18 protein-coding genes and 1 pseudogene are annotated in these 25,948 nt (G+C 70.6%); 9 read left to right on the forward strand and 10 right to left on the reverse strand.

Annotated features, from left to right (window positions below; genetic code table 11):
- Positions 1 to 32 precede the first annotated feature (32 nt).
- Complete coding sequence (locus J0695_RS31310) at positions 33 to 1,214, forward strand: glycine C-acetyltransferase (RefSeq protein WP_206967782.1); 1,182 nt, start codon at positions 33 to 35, stop codon at positions 1,212 to 1,214.
- Positions 1,211 to 2,125, forward strand: a complete 915-nt coding sequence (locus J0695_RS31315) for a LysR family transcriptional regulator (RefSeq protein WP_206967784.1) — start codon at positions 1,211 to 1,213, stop codon at positions 2,123 to 2,125. Before J0695_RS31310 ends, J0695_RS31315 begins: the two co-directional genes overlap by 4 nt.
- A gap of 3 nt (positions 2,126 to 2,128) precedes the next feature.
- Here J0695_RS31315 and J0695_RS31320 read toward each other — a convergent pair whose 3' ends face one another.
- Both J0695_RS31320 and J0695_RS31325 read right to left on the reverse strand, forming a co-directional pair.
- Positions 2,129 to 4,027: a M64 family metallopeptidase gene (locus J0695_RS31320; protein WP_206967786.1), complete on the reverse strand. Its 1,899-nt coding sequence runs from the start codon at positions 4,025 to 4,027 to the stop codon at positions 2,129 to 2,131.
- A gap of 54 nt (positions 4,028 to 4,081) precedes the next feature.
- A complete protein-coding gene (locus J0695_RS31325; RefSeq protein WP_206967787.1) occupies positions 4,082 to 5,107 on the reverse strand; it encodes a LacI family DNA-binding transcriptional regulator in 1,026 nt (341 codons plus the stop codon).
- An 85-nt stretch (positions 5,108 to 5,192) separates the two neighbouring features.
- Between J0695_RS31325 and J0695_RS31330 the strand changes: the two genes are divergently transcribed.
- Both J0695_RS31330 and J0695_RS31335 read left to right on the forward strand, forming a co-directional pair.
- Complete coding sequence (locus tag J0695_RS31330; protein ID WP_206967789.1) at positions 5,193 to 6,947, forward strand: DUF2264 domain-containing protein; 1,755 nt, start codon at positions 5,193 to 5,195, stop codon at positions 6,945 to 6,947.
- Positions 6,944 to 9,646, forward strand: a complete 2,703-nt coding sequence (locus J0695_RS31335) for a carbohydrate-binding protein (protein WP_242553429.1) — start codon at positions 6,944 to 6,946, stop codon at positions 9,644 to 9,646. The genes J0695_RS31330 and J0695_RS31335 overlap by 4 nt, the downstream gene beginning before the upstream one ends.
- A gap of 19 nt (positions 9,647 to 9,665) precedes the next feature.
- Here J0695_RS31335 and J0695_RS31340 read toward each other — a convergent pair whose 3' ends face one another.
- Complete coding sequence (locus tag J0695_RS31340) at positions 9,666 to 10,688, reverse strand: NAD-dependent epimerase/dehydratase family protein (protein WP_206967792.1); 1,023 nt, start codon at positions 10,686 to 10,688, stop codon at positions 9,666 to 9,668.
- 108 nt (positions 10,689 to 10,796) lie between these two features.
- Between J0695_RS31340 and J0695_RS31345 the strand changes: the two genes are divergently transcribed.
- Positions 10,797 to 11,369 (forward strand): TetR/AcrR family transcriptional regulator, encoded by a 573-nt coding sequence (locus J0695_RS31345; protein WP_206967794.1) that lies wholly within the window; start codon positions 10,797 to 10,799, stop codon positions 11,367 to 11,369.
- A gap of 20 nt (positions 11,370 to 11,389) precedes the next feature.
- Here the strand turns inward: J0695_RS31345 and J0695_RS31350 are convergent, their stop codons facing one another.
- The 3 genes and pseudogenes from J0695_RS31350 to pip all read right to left on the reverse strand — a co-directional run bounded on the left by J0695_RS31350 (position 11,390) and on the right by pip (position 15,147).
- On the reverse strand, positions 11,390 to 13,186 hold the full coding sequence (locus J0695_RS31350; RefSeq protein WP_206967796.1) for an ABC transporter ATP-binding protein: 1,797 nt from the start codon (positions 13,184 to 13,186) through the stop codon (positions 11,390 to 11,392).
- Between the two features lie 189 nt (positions 13,187 to 13,375).
- Positions 13,376 to 14,095: pseudogene (gene lepB / locus J0695_RS31355) on the reverse strand (signal peptidase I); the annotation flags it as partial.
- A 53-nt stretch (positions 14,096 to 14,148) separates the two neighbouring features.
- Positions 14,149 to 15,147 carry a prolyl aminopeptidase gene (gene pip, locus J0695_RS31360; protein WP_206967798.1) on the reverse strand — a complete coding sequence of 333 codons (999 nt, stop codon included), beginning with the start codon at positions 15,145 to 15,147 and terminating at the stop codon, positions 14,149 to 14,151.
- Positions 15,148 to 15,201: 54 nt separating this feature from the next.
- Here pip and J0695_RS31365 point away from each other — a divergent pair, with 54 nt between their 5' ends.
- Positions 15,202 to 15,753, forward strand: a complete 552-nt coding sequence (locus tag J0695_RS31365; protein WP_206967800.1) for a MarR family winged helix-turn-helix transcriptional regulator — start codon at positions 15,202 to 15,204, stop codon at positions 15,751 to 15,753.
- Here the strand turns inward: J0695_RS31365 and J0695_RS31370 are convergent.
- Both J0695_RS31370 and J0695_RS31375 read right to left on the reverse strand, forming a co-directional pair.
- Positions 15,738 to 17,507, reverse strand: coding sequence for a glycoside hydrolase family 6 protein (locus J0695_RS31370; protein WP_206967802.1), 1,770 nt, complete (start codon positions 17,505 to 17,507; stop codon positions 15,738 to 15,740). The genes J0695_RS31365 and J0695_RS31370 overlap by 16 nt on opposite strands.
- A gap of 14 nt (positions 17,508 to 17,521) precedes the next feature.
- Positions 17,522 to 19,015 carry a cellulose binding domain-containing protein gene (locus J0695_RS31375; RefSeq protein ID WP_206967804.1) on the reverse strand — a complete coding sequence of 498 codons (1,494 nt, stop codon included), beginning with the start codon at positions 19,013 to 19,015 and terminating at the stop codon, positions 17,522 to 17,524.
- Positions 19,016 to 19,258: 243 nt separating this feature from the next.
- Here J0695_RS31375 and J0695_RS31380 point away from each other — a divergent pair, with 243 nt between their 5' ends.
- From J0695_RS31380 to J0695_RS31390, 3 genes are all read left to right on the forward strand, one after another.
- Positions 19,259 to 22,195: a glycoside hydrolase family 48 protein gene (locus tag J0695_RS31380; protein ID WP_206967806.1), complete on the forward strand. Its 2,937-nt coding sequence runs from the start codon at positions 19,259 to 19,261 to the stop codon at positions 22,193 to 22,195.
- A 157-nt stretch (positions 22,196 to 22,352) separates the two neighbouring features.
- The gene (locus tag J0695_RS31385) at positions 22,353 to 23,402 is read left to right on the forward strand and encodes a rhamnogalacturonan acetylesterase (protein WP_206967808.1); all 1,050 of its coding nucleotides are present in this window, start codon (positions 22,353 to 22,355) and stop codon (positions 23,400 to 23,402) included.
- 90 nt (positions 23,403 to 23,492) lie between these two features.
- Entirely contained in the window at positions 23,493 to 23,930 is a 438-nt protein-coding gene (locus J0695_RS31390) for an NUDIX hydrolase (RefSeq protein WP_307798825.1), read from the forward strand.
- Here the strand turns inward: J0695_RS31390 and J0695_RS31395 are convergent.
- Together J0695_RS31395 and J0695_RS31400 are read right to left on the reverse strand one after the other, a co-directional pair.
- Positions 23,910 to 24,620, reverse strand: coding sequence for a hypothetical protein (locus J0695_RS31395; protein WP_206967810.1), 711 nt, complete (start codon positions 24,618 to 24,620; stop codon positions 23,910 to 23,912). The two genes, J0695_RS31390 and J0695_RS31395, sit on opposite strands and share 21 nt — an antisense overlap.
- A gap of 20 nt (positions 24,621 to 24,640) precedes the next feature.
- A complete protein-coding gene (locus tag J0695_RS31400; RefSeq protein WP_242553430.1) occupies positions 24,641 to 25,912 on the reverse strand; it encodes a hypothetical protein in 1,272 nt (423 codons plus the stop codon).
- Between the last annotated feature and the right edge of the window lie 36 nt (positions 25,913 to 25,948).

The raw sequence follows: 25,948 nt of genomic DNA on the forward strand, positions 1-25,948 counted from the left end.
GCCCCGCCCCGACACCACCCCTAAGGAGCCCCATGTTCGACACCGTCCGCGAGGACTTCCGTACCACCCTCGACGAGATCCGCGAAGCCGGCCTCTTCAAGCCCGAGCGCGTCATCTCCTCCCCCCAGAGCGCCACGGTCTCCGTCGCCTCCTCGGACGTCCTCAACTTCTGTGCCAACAACTACCTCGGTCTCGCCGACCACCCCGAGGTCGTCGCCGCGGCCAAGGACGCCCTCGACCGCTGGGGCTACGGCATGGCGTCCGTCCGCTTCATCTGCGGCACCCAGGACGTCCACAAGGAGCTCGAGAGCCGCCTCTCGGCGTTCCTCGGGCAGGAGGACACGATCCTCTACTCCTCCTGCTTCGACGCCAACGGCGGCGTCTTCGAAACGATCCTCGGCGCCGAGGACGCCGTCATCTCCGACGCGCTCAACCACGCCTCGATCATCGACGGCATCCGCCTCTGCAAGGCCCGCCGCCACCGCTACGCCAACCGCGACCTGGCCGACCTGGAGCAGCAGCTCAAGGACACCCAGGACGCCCGCCGCCGCCTGATCGTCACCGACGGCGTCTTCTCCATGGACGGATACGTCGCCCCCCTCGCGGAGATCTGCGACCTCGCCGACCGCTACGACGCCATGGTGATGGTCGACGACTCGCACGCCGTCGGCTTCGTCGGCCCCGGGGGCCGCGGCACCCCGGAACTCCACAACGTCATGGACCGCGTCGACATCATCACCGGCACCCTCGGCAAGGCACTCGGCGGCGCCTCCGGCGGCTACGTCGCCGCCCGCGCGGAGATCGTCGCCCTGCTCCGTCAGCGCTCGCGCCCGTACCTCTTCTCCAACTCCCTCGCCCCGGTCATCGCCGCCGCCTCCCTCAAGGTCCTCGACCTCCTGGAGTCCGCAGGCGACCTGCGCGACAAGCTCGCCGCCAACACGTCGCTCTTCCGTACGAAGATGACCGACGCCGGCTTCGAGATCCTCCCCGGCGACCACGCCATCGCCCCCGTGATGATCGGCGACGCCGCCGAGGCGGCCCGCATGGCCGAGCTGCTCCTCGACCGTGGCGTCTACGTGATCGGGTTCTCCTACCCCGTCGTCCCGATGGGCAAGGCCCGCATCCGCGTCCAGCTCTCCGCCGCGCACTCCACCGCCGACGTCGAGCGGGCCGTTGCGGCGTTCATCGACGCGCGGGCGACAATGGCCGGGTGATCGACCCCCGCCGTCTGCGCATCCTGCGGGCCGTGGCGGACCACCGTACGGTGACCGCCGCGGCCGCAGCGCTGTTTCTGACCCCGTCCGCCGTCTCCCAGCAGCTCGCCGCACTGGAGCAGGAGACCGGGCACGCCCTCCTCACCCGCAGCGGCCGGGGCGTGCGCCTCACCGCCGCCGGGGAGATCCTGCTCACCCACACGCACGAGGTCCTCGCCCAGCTGGAGCGCGCCGAGGCCGAGCTCGCCGCCTACGCGGGCGGCGCGGCCGGCGAGGTCACCGTCGCCGCCTTCGCGACCGGCATCGCCGAGGTTCTGGCCCCCGCCATACGCGACCTCGCCGGCACCCGTCCCGGTCTGCGCATCCATGTGCGGGACGCCGAGGGCGACGAGAGCCTGACCCTGGTCCTGGACGGCGGAGCCGACCTCGCACTCGCCGTCGAGTACCGGGGCGCGCCCCACGAGGACGACCGCCGCCTGTCCCGCGTGCCGCTCTACGCCGAGCCCTTCGACGCCGTGCTGCCGGCCGGGCACCCGCTCGCGCAGGCCCCCACCGTCGAACTGGCCGCCCTGGCCGACGCCGACTGGATCGGCCAGTACCCCGGCAACCCCTGCCACGACGTGATGCTGCTGGCCTGCGAGCTCGCAGGGTTCGAGCCCCGGCTGACCCACTCCTCGGACGACTACCGCGCGGTCGTCGCCCTGGCCGGGGCGGGCGCGGGCGTGGCGCTCGTACCGCGTTCGGCGCTGCGCGGGATGGAGCTGAAGGACACGGTCGTACGTCCCGTCCAGGGGCCGGCGGCGACCCGGCGCGTCTTCGCGGCCGTACGGCGAGGGGCCGAGCAGCACCCGCTGCTGCGGCCCCTGCTCGACGCGCTCGCCGACGCGGCGGCCGGGCTCACCACCGGGTGAAGCTCAGGCGCCCGGCCTCACCAGGGTGACCAGGAACTTCTTGGCCGGGCCGACGTTCCCTGCCGGGTCGACCGTCCGGTACTCGACGGTGTGGGTGCCGTAGTCCGGCGTCGCGTCGTCCCACGGCACGGCGCGGGTCTTCCCGAGCTTGCCGTAGACGAGGTTGTCGATGTTGGTGCCGCCGGGTGTGAAGAGGTACGGCGCATCGGCATCCGTCGGCCAGCCGTAATAGGTGTACCAACCGTCGCCGTCGACCCTGAACTGCGAGACCACATAGCCCTGTTGGTCGTCAGTGGCCGTCAGCTTCATGGTGAAGGCGCCGTCGTAGACGTACTCCGTCGGATGTCCGTGGTGCCGGACGGTACGGAGCGGCTCGGAGAGTTTGTGCGTCGCCGTGGCCGGGGTCGCGTCGACCGTCCAGGCGAGCTCGGCGGGCGTCCCCGCGATCCGCGCCGTCAGGGTGTGCGTCCCGGTGTGCGGCTTCAGGGCCCCCAGGTCCAGATCGCGGTCGTTGCCCCGGGTGCGGACCGGGCGCCCGTCGAGGGACCAGCGCACCGAGGGCGCGCCGCCGGTGACGGGGTGGGTGGTGTCGGCGTACACGACAGAGGAGCCGCCGACCGGGGCAGTGGTGGCGGTGTGGTCGGTGAACACGGCTGCCGTGGACGCCTGTTGGGTCCGTACGGAGGTGTCCACCGTCCAGGTCACCGTCCGCGTGAGCGCGCTGGAGGCCCGGACCGCCGGGTCGCGCACGAAGGGCGTCGGATCGGTGACGGTGGCTGTCAGCCGGTGCGTTCCGGTACGCAGGTGCAGCGTGCGCAGGTCGAGCGTGCGGGCCCCCGACGCGGCCCTGACGGGACGGCCGTCGAGCTGCCAGCCGACGTCCAGCGCGCCGCCCACCGGATGCAGCGTGTCGACCCAGACGGACCGGTCGGCGCCGACCGGGGCGGTGTCGGGGGTGTGGTCCTGGATCAGATTCACCTTGCCGGAGACGGCCTGGGTCATCACCTCGCGCTCGACCTGGTCGAAGGCGTAACCGAGGGTCTTCATCATCGAGTGCCTGCTGGGCCGCCAGACGCCCTTGGTGTCGTACATCCCGCCCTCGTAGCGGCCGATGGTCCCGCCCGACTCGCTCTTCTCGCCCAGCCAGCGCCACCACTTGGCGCGCTGCGCCGTCATCTGCTCCTCGGTGAGCAGGGTGTGGTGGGCGGAGTCCGGCTCGCCGCCCTCGTAGGTGCCGCCGGCGACGCCGCGCGCGTAGTAGTCGTATTCGTCCTGGAGGCCGCCGAGCGAGTGGCCTATCTCGTGCGGGGTGATCAGCGAGGAGAGCGCGTTGCCGCCGGAGGCCGTGGCGTAGGTGCCGCCCGCGCCTCCGTAGGTCGCGCTGTTGGCGAGGCCGACTATCTGCCGGTTCGCACCGGCCGTGCCCGGTACAAGATCGGCGAGCGCGGTCGCCTTGGAGCTGTTCATGGTGAGCAGCCGCTGGACGCTGTTCGCGTTGCAGCCGCCCCAGAAGCCCATGTCGAGCACGGTGTCGCGGCGCGGTGCGTCGAGGCCGGGATCGCAGTCGACACCGGACTCGGCGGACGGCGTCCGCACTGCCCAGACGTTGATGTACGAGCGGTAGGAGGCGAAAGGCTCGGTGGACCACAGCACGTTCATGTGCTTCTCCACATCGGCCTGGAACTTGGGCAGTTCGGCGGCCGTGTAGCCGTCGCCGAGGACCACGATGTTGAAGCGTTTGTCGGCCGGACCCGTTGTCTGCACGGGCACGACCGTCGCGTTCGCGGTCACGGGTACGTCGCCGGACTCGGCGGCCAGGGACGGGGTGGTGCCGAGGACGCATGCGGCGAGAAGTGCGCCCGCCGAGGCGAGCACCCCCGCCCGTCTGCCAGGAGCTCTCATGCGGCGGAGCGTACGGGTGGGGTCAATGAGCCGTAAAAAGGCCGGAGTTGAAGGTCATGCGGTGGACTCCCTGACGATCAGCTCGGTGGCGACCTCGACGCGCGTGGTGGCCGGTGTCTCCCCGGCGATGAGGTCCAGGACCATCCTGGCGGCCAGCGCCGTCATCTCGGCGAGCGGGGTGCGCACCGTCGTCAGCCGGGGTGTCACCCAGTCCGCGAACGGCAGATCGTCGAAGCCCACGACGCTGAGGTCCTGCGGGACGCGCAGGCCCAGTTCGGCGGCGGCGCGGTAGGTGCCGAGCGCCTGGTGGTCGCTGCCCGCGAAGATCGCGGTCGGGCGGTCGGGGAGCCGCAGCAGCTCCAGGGCGAGCCGGTGGGCGGGGCCGTGGGTGAAGTCCCCGTACCGGACGAGTTCTTCGTCGTACGCGATGCCCGCCTCCTCCAGCGCGGAACGGTAACCGCCCACCCTGGCACGGGAGGTGAGCCTGCGCTCGGGCCCGCTGATGACCGCGATCCGCCGGTGGCCGAGCTCGACCAGATGCCGGGTCGCCGCCAGGCCGCCCGGCCAGTTGGTCGCGCCGACCCACGGCACCCCGGGCGCAGGTTCGTCGACGGGTGCGACCAGCGCGAAGGGCAGCCCGAGCCGGTGCAGCTCCCGGTGCTGGGCGGCGGTGAGTTCGGGGACGACCAGGATCGCGCCGCGGGTGGGGCGGGTGGCGAGCGAGTCGAGCCACTGGCGGGCGAGCCGGCTGCGGCCGTGGGTCGCCGAGACCACCAGTCCCATGCCCACATCGTGCAGGGTCTCCTCCGCGCCGCGGATCAGCTCCACCGCCCAGGGGCTGTCCAGTTCATTGATGACGAAGTCGATGAGCCCGCCCCTGGGGAGGGCGGGATCGGCGGGGCGCCCCCGGGTGCCGTATCCGTGCTGTTCCAGAAGGCGTTGCACCTTGGTGCGCGTCTTCGACGATACATCGGATCTGTCATGCAGCACCTTGGAGACCGTGGAGACCGAAACCCCGGCCTCATGTGCAATATCGGCCAGAGTGCTCCCGCTGTTTTTATCCCCACCCGTTGACGTCATCCGATGTTTCTCCTACGTTTCGTGGGCGATCCCGTTGTTGCGAAAACTATCGCAACATCAACTCCCGAACCCAGGGGCGGACTTCATGAGGCGCTGGCTGCAGGGCTACGTCACCTCCCTCGCCGAGCCGCTCCTCCCGCACTTCAGCGAGGGCCGGGCCAGGCTGCGGCTCGGCGTCAACACCGCGATCCACGACGACACGGCCGCCGAACTCGAAGCGTTCGCCCGCCCGTTGTGGGGCCTGGCCCCGCTCGCGGCAGGCGGCGGCACCTTCGAGCACTGGGAGTACTGGGTCCGCGGACTCGCGGCGGGCACGGACCCGCGGCACCCCGAGTACTGGGGTGAGCCGGGACCGCACGGCCAGCGCATCGTCGAGATGGCCGCCATCGGCTTCGCCCTGGCACTCGCCCCCGAAAAGCTGTGGGACCCCCTGACAGGACCCGAGCGCGAACGCGTCGCCCACTGGCTGCGCTCCGCCCTCGACCAGCCGACCACCGCCAACAACTGGCTCTTCTTCCCCGTCCTGATCTCCCTCGGCCTCGACCGGGTCGGTGTCCCGTACGACCGCGAGACCGTCCGCACCCGCCTCGACCGGCTGGAGACCTTCTCGCTCGGCGACGGCTGGTACGCCGACGGCCCGACCGAGCGCCGCGACTACTACGTGCCGTGGTCCCTCCACTTCTACGGCCTGCTCTACGCGGCCCTGGCCGGCGACCGCGACCCCGAACGCGCCGTCCGCTTCCGGATGCGCGCCTCCCTCTTCGCCCGCGACTTCCAGCACTGGTTCGCCGACGACGGCTCCGCGGTCCCCTACGGCCGCAGCCTCACCTATCGCTTCGCTCAGGCCGCCTACTGGGGCGCCCTCCCGTACGCAGGCGTCGAAGCCCTCCCCTGGGGCGTGGTCAAGGGCCACTATCTGCGCCACCTCCGCTGGTGGCGGCAGCAGCCCATCACCACACCCGACGGACTGCTCTCCATCGGGTACGGCTACCCGCAGCCCGCACTCGCCGAGCAGTACAACGCGCCAGGATCCCCGTACTGGGCCCTGAAAACCTTCCTGCCCCTCGCGCTCCCCGACAGCCACCCCTTCTGGACGGCCCCCGAACTCACCGCCCCCGCCCTCCCGCCGGTCACCGAACAGCCCCACGCGGGCGCGGTCCTGATGCGCTCCGGCGGCGACGTGACCCTCCTCGCGGGCCGCCAGCACCACTCCTGGGTGCGCCACGGAGCCGAGAAGTACGCCAAGTTCGCGTACTCCACCCGATTCGGCTTCAGCGTCCCCGCAGGTCCCGTCGGCGCGGAGCAGGGTGCGTACGACTCGATGCTCGCCCTCAGCGAGGACGGCGACCACTTCCGCGTACGGGAAGAGCCGGCCGACCCCGCGGTCGCGGCCGGCACGGTCCGCTCCACCTGGCACCCCTGGCCCGACGTCGAGATCACCACCTGGCTGACGGCCGCCCCGCCCTGGCACCTGCGCGTCCACCGCATCCGCACCGCACGCCATCTGCACACCGCCGAGGGCGGATTCGCCGTCGACCGCGACGGCGGAACCGACCGCAGGACGGGCGCCGCCCGCGCCCGCATCGCCTCCCCGGCAGGCCTCACCGGACTGATCGACAGCGACGGCCGCAGGACCGGCGAGACCGTCGACTGCCTGCCGGGCACCAACGTCCTGGCCCGCCGCACCGCCCTGCCCCTGCTGACCACCGAACTCCCGCCCGGGGAGCACTGGTTGCGCTGTGCCGTACTCGGCACGGCCGCCGGACCCGAGGGCGAGACCGCCTGGAAGAACCCGCCCGCACCACCGGTGCCCAAGCCGAATCCCGGAGGCCGCCCATGAGGGTCCCGCCCATGAAGATCCCGCGCAGACCGATCTCCCTGCTGGCCGCAGCAGCCGCGGCCCTCATCGCCCTCCCGGGCACCGCGTCCGCCGACGCCGCACACCGTGGCCGTACGTACGAAATCGCAACCCAGGGCTCCGATCGCGCGTCCGGATCCGCCCGCCACCCCCTGCGAACGATCGCCCACTGCGCCGAGCTGGCGAAGCCCGGCGACACCTGCCTCGTCCACCGGGGCACCTACCGCGAACAGGTCACCCCGCCGTCCGGGACCAAGGACGCACCCATCACCTTCGCCGCGTACGGGGACGGCACGGTGACCGTCGACGGCACCGACGCCGTCACCGGCTGGAAGGACGCGGGCGGCGGCCTCGTATCGGCTCATGTCGCCCTGCCGCTCGACCCGTCCGAGAACGCGCTCTTCCTCGATGGCGGCCGCACCATGGAGGGCCGCTGGCCCAACTCCGCCCCCGATCCGCTCAATCCGACCTGGGCGGTCGCCGAGAAGACCTCAACCGACCAGCATATCGACGACCCCGCCCTGCCCCCGGGGGACTTCACCGGCGCGACGGTCCACATCTGGGCCGGCTCCAACCCCTGGAGCCAGCAGACCGGCACGGTCGCCGCCACCACGGCCGGCGCGCTGGACTTCACGGGCGGCAACTACCGCTGCCCGCCGCTGTGCATGGGCAGCCAGACGTACCGCAACTACTATTTGGTCGGCGCGAAGGCCACCCTCGACCAGCCGGGGGAGTGGTACTACGACAAGGCCGCGGGCACGCTCTACCTCGTCCCGCCCAAGGGCGGCATGGCGGGTCACACCGTCACGGCCAAGCGGCGCGACTGGGGACTCGACCTCTCGGCGAGCTCGTACGTGACGGTCCGCGGCCTCGACCTCCGGGGCACCTCGCTGCGTACGGGCAAGGACTCCACCGGCGTCCTCGTCACCGCCCTGCACGCCCGCTATGTCTCCGAGTTCAGCACGCTCCCCATGCCCGCCGACTCGGACCTCTCCATCCCGCCGGGCGAGGGCAACATCGTCGACTCGCGCGTACTCGACTCCGGCGTCCAACTCCTCGGCAACGGGAACGAGTTGCGCGACAGCGAGATCGGCTACTCCGCCGGTACGGGAATCCTGGTGCGCGGCAGCGGCAACACCGTCACCAACACCTATGTCCACGATGTCGGCTGGATGGGCAGCTACACCCCCGGCATCGAGATCAACGGCTCAGGACACACGGTCACGCACAACACCGTCCGCCGCACGGGCCGTGGCAGCATCGACGTCTCCTGGCAGCTCAACGGCGTCCCCTTCCACGGCAATCGGATCGCGTACAACGATCTCTCCGAGGCGATGCGTACCTCCCGGGACGGCAGCCCCTTCTACGTCTGCTGCAACCTGGACGCCACCGCCACGAGCATCGACCACAACACCGTCCATGACGCGGACGGCCAGGTCGGCTACTACATCGACAACTCCTCCTCCCAGTTCCTCCTCCACCACAACGTCGCGTACAACACCGGCACCCGCGGCACCTTCTTCAACGGCCACAGCAGCGTCAGCCTCGGCAACCGCGACCACCACTCCTCCTACGGCCTCGGCATCACGACCGCCGCGGTACGCCTCAGCGGCGCGACCGACGCGACCGGCACCTTTGTCAGCAACGATGTGGCACTGACCCCGCTGGAGATCTCCGGCCCCGGCAGCCCTGCCCCGGTCGTCCGCTCGAACCTCCTGCCGCCCGTCGACCCGCGCTACGCGGATGCCCGCAACGGCGAACTCTGGCTCCGCGAGGGATCACCGGCCATCGACGCGGGCGAGACCGTGGACGGTGTGACCACCGGTGTCAGGGGCGCGGCCCCCGACCAGGGCGCGTACGAGTACGGCGCACCCGTCTGGTCCAGCGGCTGCAGCCTGCCCGGCTGCCAGTCCAGGGTTCACAACTCCGGCTGGAAGGCGACGACTTCCGACGGTGCCGACGCCTCGGCGGCCGTCGACGGCGACCAGACCACCCAGTGGAAGGCGGCCACCGCCCAGACGCCCGGCCAGTACCTCACCCTCGACCTCGGCACCCCCAAGAGCATCAGCCGCCTGGCGCTCGACGCGGGCCTCGACGCCACCGGCCACCCGTACGGCTTCACCGTCTCCACCAGCAGCGACGGCACGCACTTCGGCGCCCCGGTCGCCCGGGTCGGCGGCCGCTCGTTCACCCAGGACGCGGTCTTCCCGCAGACCACGGTCCGCTACCTCCGTATCGAACTGACCGCCCCCGGCGACACACCCTGGGCCGTCAACGAGATCCGCCTGTACGCGGACGGACCTGACGCAGCCTCCACTCTCCAGGCCGAACAGGCCACGTACACCAAGGGAGTTGTACGGGGAGACGCGGCGACCGGCATCCTCGGCGCCGGGGACAGCATCGGCTTCCGCTCGGTCCGGTTCGGGACGGGCGCCGACATCATGACCGTCCGTCTCGCTTCTGCCGGCTGTGGCCGGGGCTGCTCGCTCCAGCTGCGCCTCGACTCACCGCACGGCCAGCTCGCCGTAACCCTCCCGGTCAAGGACACGGGCGGCGCCGACACCTGGCAGGAGCAGTCGGTGCACCTCACGCACTCGGTGACCGGCGCGCATGACGTCTACCTCGTCGCGAAGGGAGGCCACCGGGTCGCCGCCGTCGACCGGCTGACCTTCCGTCCCTGACCGTCCCTGACCGTCCCGGTCACACGGCCCCGTGGGCCACCAGGCTGCGGCCGCAGTCGACGACGGTCTCGCGGGCCGGACGAGGCTGCCACTCCAGGATGCGGTGCGCCTTGGCGGTGCTGTGACGGTTGCGGCGCCCCAGCGCCGGGGTGATGTCACGCAGCGAGGGGTCGAGGAAGCGGGCCGCGAACCGCACGGCGAGGTCGGGGATCTGCCGGGTCGAGACCCGGCGGCCGGCCTCGCCCAGTTCCTCCCGCAGTGCCCGCGCCATGTCCAGCATCCAGGTGAACTCGCCGGTGGCGAGGAAGCGTTCGCCCGCAGCCCGGGGCGAGGTCATGGCGCGGAGGTGGATGTCGGCGAGGTCCCGGACGTCCACGATCTCCAGGCCGATGCGCGGCACACCTCGCATTGTCCCGGTCAGCATCCGCCGGACGATGTCGACCGAGCCGGTGGTGCCGGGTGCCAGGATCGGTCCGAACACGGCACCCGGCAGTACCGTGGTGAGCTCGGTGGGGCCGTCGTGTGCCGCCATGAAATCCCAGGCGGCCCGCTCGGCGAGCGTCTTGGAGCGGCGATAGGGGATCAGCGTCGGGTCGTCGGGGTCGGTCCACAGCGTCTCGTCGGTGGTTCCCTCGGTGGCGTACGACGAGGGGCTGGCGGTGTTCGCCGCGGACGTCATCACCACCCGCCGCACCCCGGCCCCGCAGGCGGCGCGCAGCACGCGCAGTGCCCCGTCACGCGCGGGGGCGATCATGGCGTCCGCGTTGCCGTCGACGTTGCCGCCCAGCGGGGACGCGACATGCAGCACGTGGTCGACGCCCTTGACGGCGGCATCCCAGCCGTCGTCCGCGGTGAGGTCGGCGACCGCGAACCCGAGCCGGTCCGCCGTGTCCACCTGGGTCGCGACGGCGGCGGTCACCGCCTCCTCCTTGTCGCGACTGCGCACCGTGGTCCGGACGTGGCAGCCGCGCTGCAGCAGCTCGACGATGCACCAGCCGGCTACGTAGCCGCTGCCCCCGGTGACCAGAACTGTTTCCGGCATGGCTGTCCTCCAGGTGGTGTGCGAAGATTAAGCGGAAGCCCTTCCGCTACTGCCTTCCGAACGTAGCGGAAGCCCTTCCGTTTCGCAACCGGACCGATCGGACCAGCCGTGCCCCCACCCGCGCCCCGCGCCACCCGCACCGACGCCCAGACCAATCGGGCCCGCATCCTCGCCGTCGCGGGCGAGGCCTTCGCCACGTCCTCGGGTGCGTCCATGACGGCCATCGCCAAGCAGGCCGGGGTCGGAGTCGGGACCCTGTACCGGCACTTCCCCACCCGCGAGGCGCTGATCGTGGAGCTCTACCACCACGAGATCCAGAAGGTCATCGACCTCGCGCACACCCTCGCGGCCGAACTGCCCCCGCTCGCCGCCCTGCACCGCTGGTTCGAGGAGGTCGCCCGGTACGGAAAGCTCAAGTACGGCGCGTCCGAGGTGATCCACGCGGCGACCAACGGCGGCCTCGACGACAAGAACTACGAGCCCTTCCTGAAAGCCATCGCCGTCCTGCTCGACGCAGGCGCCGCCTCCGGCGACCTCAAGCCGGGCATCGACCCGCAGGACGTACTGCTCCAGCTCAGCGTGCTGTGGCGCATCCCCCCGAGCGAGGACGGCGCGGCCCGCGCGGCCCGCATCCTGGACCTCGTCCTCGACGGACTGCGCGCCCGCCCCGCCAACGCCTGACCGGATGCGCCCCTGACGGCTCAGCCCGCTCGCCGGGCCGGCTGCAGTCCGGCGTACGCACCCCCGCGGTTCAGCAGTTCCTCGTGGGTGCCGATCTCGGCGATCCGGCCCCCGTCCATCACCACGATCCGGTCGGCACCCTGGATCGTGGAGAGCCGGTGGGCGACGACGAACACGGTGCGCCCCCGGACCAGCCGGGCCAGCGCCTCCTGCACCAGGGCCTCCGAGCGCGTGTCCAGGGCGGAGGTCGCCTCGTCGAGGACCAGTACGCGCGGGTTGCGGATGAGGGCGCGGGCGATCGCCAGGCGCTGCTTCTGGCCGCCCGACAGCCGCGAACCACGCTCCCCGACGACGGTGTCGATTCCGAGCGGCAGCCGGTCGACGAACTCCAGGGCGTTGGCGTCCCGCAGCGCCGCGCGCACCCGCTCCTCGTCCAGGTCCTCGGCGTCGCCCATCCCGTACGTGACGTTCTCGCGGATCGAGCCCTCGAAGAGGATCGACTCCTGCGGTACGACCGACAGGAAGCGGCGGTAGCTGCGCAGGTCGAGCGTGGCCATGTCGGTGCCGTCGAGCAGGATGCGGCCCGAGGTGGGCCGGATGAAGCCTATGAGCAGATTGAGCACGGTCGACTTGCCCGCGCCCGACGCCCCGACGAGCGCGACGGTCTCGCCGAGCCGGGCCGTGAGGGTGAAGTCCTCGACCGCGGGCCCGTCGGCGCCCTCGTAACCGAAGCTCACATCCTCGAAGTCGACGCGCCCGCCGACCTCTTCGACCTCCGCCTTTCCGGCGTTGATCTCCAGGTCGGGCGCCTGCAGCACCTCGCCCGCTGAGCGCACCGACTCAAGTGCCTTGCTGATGACGGGAGTCAGGCCCAGGAGTGTGGTCATCGAGCCCGTCAGTACGGTGAAGAACGCGCTGAGCATGACCACATCGCCCGCGGTCATGGACATCCAGTGGTGGTACGCCGCCAGCGCCGAGCCGGCCAGGCAGGTGACGCCCAGCGTGTTGAGGAGGATCCAGGCGAGGGCGCCGAAGCGGCCGTTGAGCAGGTCCAGGCGCAGCCCGGCGAAGTACACCTGGCGCACCGAGCCGTCGACCCGGCCGAGCGCCGCCCGCTCCAGGCCGTGGGCGCGGGTGATGGGGATGAGGCTGGTCATCTCGCCGACCCGGGAGGAGAGGCGCTCCACCTCCTGGCGGAAGGACTCGTTGTGGGTGCGCAGCCGGGCGCGCAGCCGCATCACCAGGATGCCGGCCAGCGGGACGACGACGAGGAAGACGGGCAGGAACGAGGGCACCCGGAGGGCGATCACGGCGAGTCCGCCGACCAGGGTGGTCACCGCGGCGAGCCCCATGTCGGCGGACTGCTGCACCCCTTGCTCGATCGTCTCCACGTCTCGGACGACCTTGGCCTGCAGGACGCCCGCGCTGGTGCGCGCGTGGTAGCCGATGGAGAGCTGCTGCATCCGGCGGCAGAGGGCGTCGCGCAACGCGGTGCCCATGCGCCTGACGCTGCTGCCCACGCAGCGTACGTACAGCAGATGGAGCGGGTAGTTGAGCAGCAGCACGACGAGGAGCGCGCCCGCGTTGGCCCAGAGGCTGGACTCGGGCTGGTGCTCGACGACCACGTCGATGATGTTCGCGGTGATCAGCGGAAGCAGCCAGACGGGGCTGTGCTTGACCACGAACACGCCGACGGCGAGGAGCAGTCGGCCGCGGTCGGGCCTCAGGAGATAGCCGAGGGTGCGCATCGGGTGTTCGCCGCGGTAGCGGTGGTCGAGGGCGCCGTGCCGAGGCGGTATGGAAAGCGGTTTCTGCATACGGGAAGCCAATCCTGTGGCCGTCCGCCGTGCAACCCCCTTTCCCCCTCGCTGCGGGCCGCGGGAGCCCGGCGCAGCACGGGGGAGCGGGTCGAGCCGACCGCGATCCCGTACTACGCCCGGGCCAACCGCGAGGACGGTGCGGTGCGCGTCCGGATCCCGCGCGAGCAGGACGCCGCCGCGTCAGTGGCTGTTGATCCCCGGCTGGTCGAACGTGTCGGGGATCGACAGCGTCCCCCAGTTCCCGACCGGCCAGGCGATCACGATCGCCCGCCCGATCACGTCCTTCACCGGGACCGAACCGCCGCCGGGCCCGGCCTGGTGGTAGCGCGAGTCCGCCGAGGCCTGGCGGTGGTCGCCCATCACCCAGATCGAGTCCTTGGGCACGGTGATCTTGAACTGGCCCCCCGTGTCCTCGCTGCAGGGCGTGTTGCCCTTGAAGACGTACGGCTCGTCGAGCGCCTTGCCGTTGACCTTCAGCGGCCCTGTCCCCTTGCACTCCACCGTGTCACCGGCGACCCCGATGACCCGCTTGATCAGGTCCTTCTCGTCGGCGGACGGCATCAGGCCGATGGCGCTGAGCACCTTCTGCACGGCGTTCGGGTGCGGGGTGGGCTCGTCCTTCAGCCAGTTGTCGGGGTCCTTGAAGACGACGACCTCACCGCGCTCCGGCTTCGATCCGAACCACGGGGTCAGCTTGTCGACCAGCACACGGTCGCCCACCTGGAGGGTGTTCTGCATCGACCCGGAGGGGATCGAGAAGGCCTGCACCAGGAAAACCTTGATCAGCAGAGCGAGAACCAGCGCGATGCCGATGAGGATCGGCAGCTCTTTCCACCAGGACCGATGCTTCTTGACCTTCGTACCCGACACGTCGTCCGCTCCTCGCTCCGAACCGTGCCCGCCCATGATCGGAGGCGGACTCACCACATCCCTAACGAGCGAGAGTTCCCGGAGGGGACTCAGACCCGCGCGAAACGGTCCAGCACGGCGACGACCTGCGCACGCGTCGAGGCGCTCCCCTTGTGCCCGGCGTCCTCGATCACGGTGAGCGAGGCGTCCGGCCAGGCGCGGGCGAGCTCCCAGGCGGTGTCCAGTGGGCTGCTCATGTCGAGGAGGCCGTGGAAGAGCGCCCCGGGAATCCCCTTCAGCCGCCCGGCGTCGCGCAGCAGGGCGCCCTCCTCCAGCCAGGCCCCGTTCGAGAAGTAGTGCGAGCAGATACGGACCAGAGCGGTCCGTGCCGCCGACGGCCGGTCGCTGTACGGATGCGCCGAGCCGTGCGGCTCCGCCGAGAGCACCGCGTCCTCCCAGGCGCACCAGTCGGCGGTCGCCTTCGCCCGTACGACAGGATCGGGATCGGCGGCCCGGCGTGCGTACGCGCCCACCACATCCCCCGCACTTCCCCGAGCTCTCAACTGACGTTCGAGCAGGGGAGACCCCATTGCCTCGGGGACACCGGCCACGAACCGGTCCCAGGCCTCGGGGAAGAAGCGGCCGACGCCCCGATAGAGCCAGTCGGTCTCCGAGCGCCGGGTCGTGGTGACACCGGCGATGACGATCTCCGACACCCGCTCCGGGTGGGTTTCGGCGTACGCGAGGATCAGGGTCGAGCCCCACGATCCGCCGTGCAGCAGCCAGCGCTCGATGTCCAGGTGCTCCCGCAACTGCTCCATGTCGGCGATGAGTTGCCAGGTGGTGTTATGCGTCAGGTCCGTCTCCGGGTCGGCGGCGTGCGGTGTGGAGCGCCCGCAGTTGCGCTGGTCGAAGAGGACGACGCGGTACCGCTCGGGGTCGAAGAGCTGCCGCCACCCGGCCGAACATCCGGACCCGGGGCCGCCGTGGACGACGAGCGCGGGCTTGCCCGCAGGGTTGCCGCAGGCCTCCCAGTACACAAGGTTGCCGTGGCCCACGTCGAGCATCCCGTGCTCGTACGGCTCGATCGGTGGATAGCGGTCGGTCATGGCCCGGCCCTTCGGCTTCGACGTAGATGCAACAGTGCTGTTACATTATCAGCCATGTCCGCTTCCACCCCTGGCCCCGAGCTGCTCGGCACCCGGCTGCGCCACCTGCTGGAACTCCTCGACGGCGATGTCGCCGCCGTCTACGCCGACCTGGGGATGGCGGGATTCCGGCCCCGCTTCACCCCGGTCGCACGGAAGCTGGCCGCCTCCGGCCCCAGCTCCATCCGTGATCTCGCCCAGGCGACCGGAGTCACCCACTCCGCGGCCAGCCAGACGGTGGCGCAGATGGTCAGGGAGGGGCTCGTCGTGCTGGAGCCCGGCGAGGACGCGCGCCGCCGTATCGCCCGGCTGACGCCGAAGGCCGAGTCGCTGCTGCCGGTCCTTGACGCCGAATCGGCCGCCACGACCGCGGCGGCCACGGAGTTCGAGGCCGAACTCGGCTATCCGCTGAGCCGGCTCGTCGGTGAGGCGCTCGAAGCTCTCGCCCGGCGCCCGATGCGGCAGCGTATCGCCGATGTCATGTCGGTCGTGCCGGCACCGCCGGACGGCGCGGGCCCTGTCGCTGGGCCCGCGCCGCCCGGCTCACCCGGTCAGAGCGCCGGGTAGGCGTTCTTCAGGAGCTCCTGGAACTGGGCCGAGAACCAGTGGCCCGCGAGAGGTGCGTTCGCCAGAGAGCCCGACATGCTGTTGCCGTTACGGGCATTGCCCGTGTACGTCGGGTCGCACATCCGGTCGAAGCCCTTGCCCTCGTCGTTGGCGACCGCACTGCTGGCGCCGTCCGACTCACCCGGAGGCTTCACCCAGACGTAGGCGTCGATGCCCGCCGCGGGTGCTGCCTTCGGCCGCTCGCCGATACCCGCACCGGACTGGTTGCACCAGTTCCCGAGGTGGATACGCCGGTCGGTGCGACTGCCGTCGACATACCCGTCCAGGGTCGTCTTGGCCGCCGCCGCGGTGGGCCGGTTCGCGCCGCCCCAGCCGTTGCGCGAGGTGTCGATCAGTGCGCCGATCGTCGAGTTGAAGCCCGCGCTCACCAGGGCCGTGCGGAAGCCCTGCGCGAAGGTCTGCTCGTCGACATAGCGATTCCAGTCGACCCACTTGGACTGACGCACCGAGGTGCCGTTCACACTGTCGTCGATCGTGAAGTACGGCTCGGTGGTGGCGCCGTAGTTGGCGGTGTTGGTGATGAACCCCTGCACGTTGTTGACCGTGGCGCCCGAGGTGGTGGCCGCCTGGTGCAGTATCTGGGCGGTCGGGGCGAGGTTGTCGTCCCAGCCGATCCAGCCGTGGTGCCCGGCGTCGAGGTAGTTGTAGACGTTGCCGACGCCGCCCAGGTGGGCGAGCGCGTAACCGACACCGGCGATGTAGTTGCCGTTCGCCTTCATGACGTCGCAGGCGGGGGTGGCCGTGGCCCGTCCACCGACGTTGGTCACCATGTTCGGCAGCGAGTCCGGCTCGATCGTGTTGACGATCCGCAGGTTCTTGTAGGCCGGGTCGGAGAGGATCGTGGTGATCGGGTCGATGTACTCGTTCTCGTAACGCGTCAGGTCTGTCGGGCCGAGCTCACCGTTGGAGGCGAGGGCGGCACAGTCGCGTCCGGGCAGGTCGTAGATGACGAGCTGGACGACGAGGGGCTTGCCCGCCGCCTGCTGCACGGCCGCGTCGAGGTGGTCACGCAGGCCCATCCCGCCGTTCACGCCCTCGATCGCGGCGATCCGGTCGAGCCAGACCGCGGTGGGCTGGCTGGAGATCTTGGTGCCACCGGGTTCGGCCGCGGCCTTGGCGGACCACTCCGGGTTCACATAGACGCCGGCCCCCGAGAAGGGGTTGTCGACGAGGCTGCCCGTGTCGGGAGGCGTCGTCGTGGTGCTGGGGGTGGGAGTGGGGGTCGCGCTGTTGGTGGGCGTGGGGCTGCCGGTCGACGTGCCGCCGTTGCAGGGAGTGCCGTTGACGGCGAAGGCGGTCGGCGCGGCGTTCGTGCCGCTGTAGTTGAAGTTGGCGCCGATGGAGGTGGATCCGCCCGATGCCAGGGTCTTGTTCCAGTCGAGGTTCTTCGCGGTGACGTTCTTGCCCGACTGGGACCAGGTGGCGCTCCACCCGCTGGTGAGCGTCTGGTTGCCGGCGTAGGCGTAGGTCAGGGACCAGCTGTCGATCGGCGTCGTACCGGCATTGGTGACCGAGACGTTCGCGGTGAACCCGCCGCCCCAGTCGTTGACCGAGTACCCGACGCTGCACTGCACGCCGGCGGCGGAGGCGGGTGACTGCATGATGGTGGCGGCGCCCGCTCCCGCCAGGAGCAGGGCCCCGGCGGCCAGCAGTGCCGTACGGGCACGGCGTGGTGGTACGGAAATGCGGCTCATCGATGTGATTCCTCTCAACTCAGGGCGCGCAGATGGTCGCGCAGCCCGGTTCCGTAGGCGGTGGGTGTGCCGTCGTAATTGCTGATCAGGGACGGACCGGAAGCGCAGTCCCAGGTGTTCCAGGTCCAGCCCAGATACGAGGCGTCATGCGCGTCCAGCCAGGCCATCACCTGATCGGTGTAGCTGTGCGCGCAGGTGTTCTCGCCGATCTCGCCTGCCACGAAGGGGACTTGGGCGGCGACAGGGGCGAGCTGTTGGTCCCAGCAGCTCGCCGAGGAGCAGGTGTTGAAGTTGTACGAGTGCCAGGCCGCGGCCAGGTTCCCGGCCGGGTCCGTCGGCTTGTGGGCGAGCCACTGCCGCAGATCGTTGGCGTACGCGATGCCCGGGACCAGGACGAGGTTCTGGGCGCCCGTGCCGCGTACCGCGTCCAGCAGATCCTGCATCCCGGCGACCTCGTAGCCGATTCCGGGGCAGGTCCCGCCGTCGCGCCAGCAGGCCCACGCCTGGTCGAGCGTGCTGGTGGCGCGGTCCGGATAGGGCTCGTTGAACAGGTCGAAGGCGACCGCAGGATCGTCCTTGAAGGTGCCGGCGACCGATTTCCAGAACGCGGGGGCGTACTGGGCGTCGGGCATCGGTTTCTGGCAGCTCGCATGGATGTCGGAGCAGCCGGACGAGTTGCCGGTGTACTGGCCGTAGCTCCAGTGCATCTCCAGGAGCGGGGTGATGCCATGTGCCTCCAGGCGGGTCACGAACCCCTTGATGGCGTTGATGTAGTTGGTGCCGGCGTAGGCCGGGTCGATGTTCGAAGTGCCCAGCCAGCACTCCTCGTTGAGCGGGACGCGGACGGTGTTGACCTTCCAGTCCGCGATCGCGGCGATCGAGGCGTCGTCGACAGGCCCGTCGAAGACCCCATATCCCTGTACGCACATGAACTCGGCCCCGGAGCGGTTGACCCCGTAGAGGTGGCGCTCTTTGCCGGCCGCGTCGACGAGCTTGTTGCCCGAGGCGTGGATGGCGGATGCGGGGCCCGGGTCGGTGGGCGGGCCCGTCGGGGTCGAGGTCGGGGTCGGAGTGGGCGTCGGACTCGGACCGGAGTCCACGTTGCAGGTGGTGCCGTTGAGGGTGAACGTGGTGGGCGCGGGGTTGGATCCGGACCAGGAGGCCAGGAATCCGGCGCTGACGGACGCCCCCGTCGCCAGCGTGCCGTTGTACGACTCGTTGGTGGCGGTGACGGTCGTACCGGACTGGGACCACTTGCCGTTCCAGCCCTGGGTCACCTTCTGAGTGCCGGGGAAGCCGAAGGACAGCGTCCAACTGCTCATGGCTGCAGCGTTGTTGGTGATCGTGACGGCGCCCTGGAAGCCGGAGTCCCACTGGCCTGTGACGGCGTACGTGACCGAGCAGGCCGGGGTGGCCCCGGAGGCGCTGAGGGTGGGAAACAGTGCGGCGGCCGCCGCCACGAGAAGCGTGGCGGCAGCGGCAAGAACAGGTAATCGCGGTGGGCTCATGGAGCGCGTCCTTACGTCCTGACGAATGGAAGCGCTCCCACTGGTTGGTTCGGAGGTTAGCCACAACACCCCCCTGAGTACAGGGGAGTTGAAAAACTTCTCAATCGAATGACTTCGACACCCCTATCGCTGTGCCAACCCTTGACACTTTTTCGCCCCGCCTGCACCTTGGGAGCGCTCCCACTGGTTCAAGAGTTGTCCGCCGACGTCCCCCACCGAGAACCGCGAGGAGGCCCTCTCCCCATGGCTGCCTTACGAAGACCACGCCCGCGAAGACCCCGCTCACGCAGTGCGAAACGCCTGTGGACCGCGTTCGTCACCGCGCTCTCGCTGCCCCTGGCGATGACCGCGGCCGGCGGCAGTCCGGCCCAGGCCGCGACGGTCCAGTGCAGTGTCGACTACGCGGTGAACGACTGGGGCGGCGGATTCACCGCCAACCTCAGCATCACCAACCGCGGTACGGCGGCGATCGACGGCTGGTCGCTGACGTACGCATACGCGGGAAGCCAGACGCTCACCAGCGGCTGGAGCGCCAACTGGACCCAGTCCGGGAAGAATGTCACCGCGACGAACCTCGACTGGAACAAGACGATCGCCATCGGCGCGTCCGCCTCCATCGGCGCCAACTTCAACTACAGCGGTACGAACACGGCCCCGACGTCCTTCGCCGTCAACAGCACCCCCTGCACCGGCGCCCACCAGCCCCCCATCACCGTCCTGACCAGCCCGGGGGCCGGCACCGTCTACACCGCGGGCGCCACCGTCCCGATGGCAGCCACCGCGGTGGCCGCCGACAGCGCGACGATCAGCAAGATGGAGTTCTACAGCGACACCACCCTGCTGGGCACCGACACCACCGCTCCCTACACGTTCGACTACGCGGCCGTCCCCGCGGGCAGTTACTCGCTCTACGCGAAGGCGTACGACAGCCTGGGCGCCTCCGCCGAGTCGACCCCGGTCGGCATCACGGTCGCCGCGGGTCCGTCCCTGGTCGCGACGCCCGCCCAGTTCGGCGTCCAGCAGGGCAAGTCCGCCACCTTCGACGTGAAGCTCTCCTCGCAGCCCACCGCCAATGTGACCGCCGCGGTCGCCCGCACCACGGGCAACACCGGCCTCTCCGTCACCGCGGGCGCCTCGCTCACCTTCACTCCGGCCAACTGGTCGACCGCACAGAAGGTGACCGTCACCGCCAACGCGTCGGGCACGGGCGCCGCCACCTTCACGGTGACCGCCCCCGGCTTCACCAAGGCCGAGGTCACGGCGACCGAACTGGCCGCCACCAAGGCGTACGACGCACGCTTCCTCGATCTCTACGCCAAGATCACCAACCCGGCGAACGGCTACTTCTCGCCCGAGGGCATCCCGTACCACTCCGTGGAGACCCTGATCGTCGAGGCCCCGGACTACGGCCATGAGACGACGTCGGAGGCGTACAGCTATCTGATCTGGCTGCAGGCCGTGTACGGCAGGATCTCCGGCGACTGGAGCCAGTTCAACGCCGCGTGGGCGACCATGGAGAAGTACATGATCCCCACCCACGCCGACCAGCCCACCAACAGTTTCTACAACGCCTCGAAACCCGCGACGTACGCCCCCGAGTGGGACCTCCCCTCCCAGTACCCCGCGGCGCTCGACACCGGGGTCTCCGTCGGCAACGACCCGATCGCCGCCGAGCTGAAGAGCGCGTACGGCACGGACGACGTCTACGGCATGCACTGGATCCAGGACGTCGACAACACCTACGGATTCGGCAACGAACCCGGGAAGTGCGAGGCAGGGCCCACTGCCACGGGCCCCTCCTACATCAACACCTTCCAGCGCGGCCCCCAGGAGTCCGTCTGGGAGACCGTCCCCCAGCCGACCTGCGACAACTTCACGTACGGCGGAAAGAACGGCTATCTGGACCTCTTCACCGGGGACTCCTCGTACGCCAAGCAGTGGAAGTACACGGACGCCCCCGACGCGGACGCCCGCGCCGTCCAGGCCGCCTACTGGGCCGACGTCTGGGCCAAGCAGCAGGGCAAGGACAGTCAGGTCACCGCGACCGTCGCCAAGGCGGCCAAGATGGGCGACTATCTGCGCTACGCCATGTACGACAAGTACTTCAAGAAAATCGGCAACTGCGTGGGCCCGACGGCCTGCCCGGCAGGCAGCGGCAAGAACAGCTCCAGCTATCTTCTCTCCTGGTACTACGCCTGGGGCGGCGCCACCGACACCTCGGCGGGCTGGGCCTGGCGCATCGGATCCAGCCATGTCCACGGCGGTTACCAGAACCCCATGGCCGCCTACGCACTGAGCAGTTACGCCGACCTCAAGCCCAAGTCCGCGACCGGTGCGGCCGACTGGAACACCAGCCTCGGCCGGCAGCTGGAGTTCTACCGCTGGCTCCAGTCGAGCGAGGGCGCCATCGCGGGCGGCGCCACCAACAGCTGGCAGGGGCGCTACGCCACCCCGCCGGCCGGCACCCCGACCTTCTACGGGATGTTCTACGACGAGGCGCCCGTCTACCAGGACCCGCCGTCCAACCAGTGGTTCGGCTTCCAGGCCTGGTCGATGGAGCGCGTCGCGGAGTACTACCAGCAGACGGGCAACGCGAGCGCGAAGGCCGTGCTCGACAAGTGGGTCGCCTGGGCGCTCTCCAAGACGACCATCAACCCCGACGGCACCTACCAGATCCCCTCGACGCTCAAGTGGTCGGGCACGCCCGACACCTGGAATGCCACGACCCCGGGCGCCAACACGGGCCTGCACGTCACCGTCGCCGACTACACCAATGACGTGGGCGTGGCCGCCGCGTACGCCAAGACCCTGTCCTACTACGCGGCCAAGTCCGGCAACACGGCCGCGAAGACCACGGCCAAGGCGCTGCTCGACGGCATGTGGGACCACAACCAGGACGCGCTGGGCATCGCGACGCCCGAGACGCGTACCGACTACAGCCGCTTCGACGACCCGGTGTACGTACCGAGCGGCTGGACCGGCACCATGCCCAACGGCGACAAGGTCGACTCCACGTCCACCTTCGAGTCGATCCGCTCCTTCTACAAGAACGACCCGGCCTGGTCCAAGGTCGAGGCCTATCTGAAGGGCGGCGCCGCGCCGACCTTCACCTACCACCGGTTCTGGGCCCAGGCCGACATCGCCATGGCCATGGGCTCGTACGCGGAGCTCCTCGAATAGCCCCGCTGGGCTCCGTGTCCGGGGCCGGACAGGACCGCCTCCCCGCGGTCCTGTCCGGCCTTTTTTCTCTTGTCCCAGTGGTAGAAAGCGCTTGCTCCCGCGCGGTACGGTCCTCGCTCTGAATCCTTTCAATCGGGTTGATCAGAGGAGCTTCGCCATGCGCAGAGCCGGTACCGCACTATTGGCCGCCATCACCGCCGCAGCCGCCCTGACCGCCGTCCCCGCCCAGGCCAGTCCCCGTCGGGGCGGTCTCGGCCACTGCACCGCGACCGCCCCCTTCGTCTGCCACTTCGACGTCGCCCCCGGCACGTACCGCGTCTCGGCCCTCCTCGGCGGGGGTACGGAAGCAGGTGCCACCCGCGTCACCGCCGAGACCCGCAGAGCCGTGCTCGCCGAGACCCCGAACGCCCCCGGCGAGCGCGTGCGCCGCAGTTTCACCGTGGACGTCCGCACCCCCGAGGGCGAGCCCACGGGGCCCGGAGGAACCCCCGGACTCGACCTCACCTTTGACGGCGCCGCCCCGCAGCTCGCCGCCCTCCGTGTCACCAGGGTCCGCACGTCCCAGATCCTCCTCGCCGGCGACTCGACCGTCTGCGACCAGCCCGGCGACCCCTACAACGGCTGGGGCCAGCAGCTCCCGCAGTACCTCACCGACCGGATATCCGTCGCCAACTACGCCGACTCCGGCGAGAGTTCACAGACCTTCCTCGACAACCCCGCGCTCTTCGCCACGCTGAGGACGCGCATCCACCACGGCGACCTCGTCCTCGTCCAGCTCGCCCACAACGACAAGCAGACCGACCGCGACACCTACCGCGCCAATCTCACCGCGATGATCGAGGGCATCCGGGCCGAGGGTGGCCGTCCCGTCCTGGTCACCCCGATCGTCCGCCGCTGGTTCAACGCCGACGGCACCCTGGACAACGGCACCGCGCTGATCGTCAACGGCCTCGGCGTCGACCTCCCCGCCGAGCTCCGCACCCTCGCCACCGAGCAGCACACCCCGCTCGTCGACCTCACCGCCCTCAGCAAGGCGCGCGTCGAGGCGCTCGGCCCCGAGGGCTCCAAGGCGTACTACCTCTACAACGAGAAGAAGGACAACACCCACACCTCCGCCACCGGCGCCGCCGCGTTCGCGCAGCTCGTCCTGGGTGAACTGCGCGCCAAGGGGCTCGTTCCGGCGAGCTCGGTGCGCCCGCCTTCGTAACCATCGGGTACCCAAACGCCGCACGGCGGGAGGTACGGGCCGGGTGCGGGTAGCGTAGTAGTGCCCAGGGCTCCGGCCCCTCCTCCCGCCGTGCGAGGCGCTGTGGACTCCAAGCAACTGGCCGCGGCCGTCGTCGTCGACGACGGCCTGGTTCTTGTCGTACGACGAAGCAAGACCGAGCGGTTCCTGCCCAATGTGTGGGGTGTGCCGTGCGGGAAGCTGGATCCCGGCGAGACCCCCGCGGCGGCGGTGCTGCGCGAGCTCGAGGAGGAGACGGGGATCCTCGGCGAGGTCGTACGGCTGGCAGGGACCTCCGACTTCGACAGCGACTATCAGGGCCGCCCGGTCAGGAACCACCAGTCGAACTTCCTGGTGCGCCCGCTTACCACCGAGGTGCGGCTGCCGCACGAGGACCAGCGGGCCCTCTGGGTGAAGCCCGAAGAGCTCGACTCGGTCCCCGTGGACGCCTACAACCGCACCGTCATCATGCAGGTCATCGACTCGGGCTCAGGGGACCAACAGCTCTGAGAGCGCGTCGAGTTCGGCCTGGTACTCCTTCACCGACAGCAGTGACTTCGTGGTGCGCTCGGGGCGCGCGGTGCTCGTGGCCGTCCTGAACACCCGGGTCCTGTCCTGTACGCCCTCGGTCTCCAGGAACAGCGTCACCGCGGTCCCGTCCGCACCGCCGGTCGCCCGGTGCAGCATGTGCGCCGCCAGCGCGTAACTGCTGCCCGTCGCATGCCGCGCCGAGTACAGCCTCCGCAGCCGGGCCTCACCCGTGGGCTCGAGGCGCCAGTCCTCCTCGGGCCCCTCCAGGGTCTCCTGGTAGCCGGCCGCGGCGATGCCCTCCTCCGCCTCCTCGTACAGCTCCATCCGTACGCCGCCGAGCAGCACGTACGAGGCGATCGCGCACCGGTGGTTGTGGATGTCCTCGGGCGGCGCCTCGCCGTCCTGCGCGCGCCAGACATGGGCGCGCAGCATGAAGTGCGGCTTCCCCGGGAGCAGCAGCAGCTTGTCGAAGCCGAGGACATGGCGGTACGAGAGCTGGGCGCACTGCTCCATGTCACCTGCCCCGTCGGCGAGTTCGCGTAAGAGGGGACGCAGCCGGTCCGGCTGTGCCAGCTCGGCCAGAACTTCCCTGGCAGTGTCCTGTGGCGGCCGGGTCCTGGCCGGGCCGAGCGCGGACTGCAGCTGGTCGAGTGCGGCGGCGACATGCATGGGGAGTCTCCCGGGTGCGGTCAGGGATGCGGCCGGTAGACCAGAAGGGCGTGCCGACGCAGTACGGAAAGCCCTTGATACGTCATCCACAGCGGGCGGTCCAGATCGCCGTCCGCCCAGCGCCATATGCCGTCCTGCTGCTGCGCCCAGACCGAGCCGACCGCGCCCGCGAGCTGACGCTGCCAGACGTCCTCGTGGAGATCCTCGGCGGCCACCTCGCGCGCGCCGGTGCTCATCAGGGCGCGGGCGAGCCAGGCCGCCCCGAAGTGACGGACCGTCAACTGTTCGCGCTGGTCCGGGTCCAGGGGGCTGCGGCGGCGCACCACCCCGTACTTGTTCGCCAGATCCGGGCAGGCGGTGTGCTCCTCCTGCGGGCAGCTCAGCAGCCAGCGGATGCCGTCCTCGCGCACCAGACGGGCCTGCCGGTCCTCGCCGAGAGTCTTCGCCGCGCGCTCCAGCGCGACGACGGCCTGTGCGGTGTGCACCGCGGTCGGTGCGAGGGTCTCGCCGCGGGGCGCGGTCAGCCGGGAGCCCCAGGCGTGCAGATGGCGGCGTTCGGGATCGACGACCGCGCCGTCCACCAGGGCGTCGCGCAGCCGGGGGAGTGCCGCCGCCGAGGGGGCGGCCTTGAGCAGGCCGCGGATCACGGTCGTCACGACGAAGCTGACGTCGTAGCCGGAGGGGTCCCGGTCCTGGGTGAGCAGGGTCTCGCAGATGGCGGCCTCCTCGGCGAGGCGTACCGGATCGGCGCCCGCCCGCGCCAGCGCGCCGAGCACGAGCGCGGTGACCTCGGCCCGCGCCATCGCCCCCTGCGACCTGGCCGCCCAGCCGCCGCCGTCGAGCCGCAGCCGCCACAGGGTGTCCACCAGGTCTGAGGTCCTCAACCGGGCGTCGGGCAGGCCGAGTTCCAGGCTGATGAGCAGGCCGTAGACGGTGCCGTACGCAGTCGGCCGTACGGGAGGATCGCCCTCGCCCAGCGAGTGCGGCCAGCCCGTGAGACGTCCGCGCCCGGCGTCCTCCACGGAGGCCAGTTCGGCCGCGAGCCCCGTGCAGGCGGCCTCGACCACGGCGGGCAGCGGCCCGGGTGCGTCCCTGACGGCCTCGACCGCCGCGTTGCGCGCGGCTCTGGCCTGCAGCAGGGCGGCCGAGAGGAAGGTGACGGAGCCGACCGCGATACCGCCCAGCGCGGAGATGCAGTACCGCGAGACACTGCCCGACAGGTCGTCGGGCAGTACGCCGAACAGCGCCTGGAACACCGCGTAGGCGGCGGCGACCGCCCCGAACCTCCCCAACCAGCCCAGGAGCCGGGCGGGCGCCGCCGCCTACGC

Origin of the sequence: Streptomyces beijiangensis, from assembly GCF_017315755.1 — a bacterium.
GTDB classification, from domain to species: Bacteria; Actinomycetota; Actinomycetes; order Streptomycetales; family Streptomycetaceae; genus Streptomyces; species Streptomyces beijiangensis.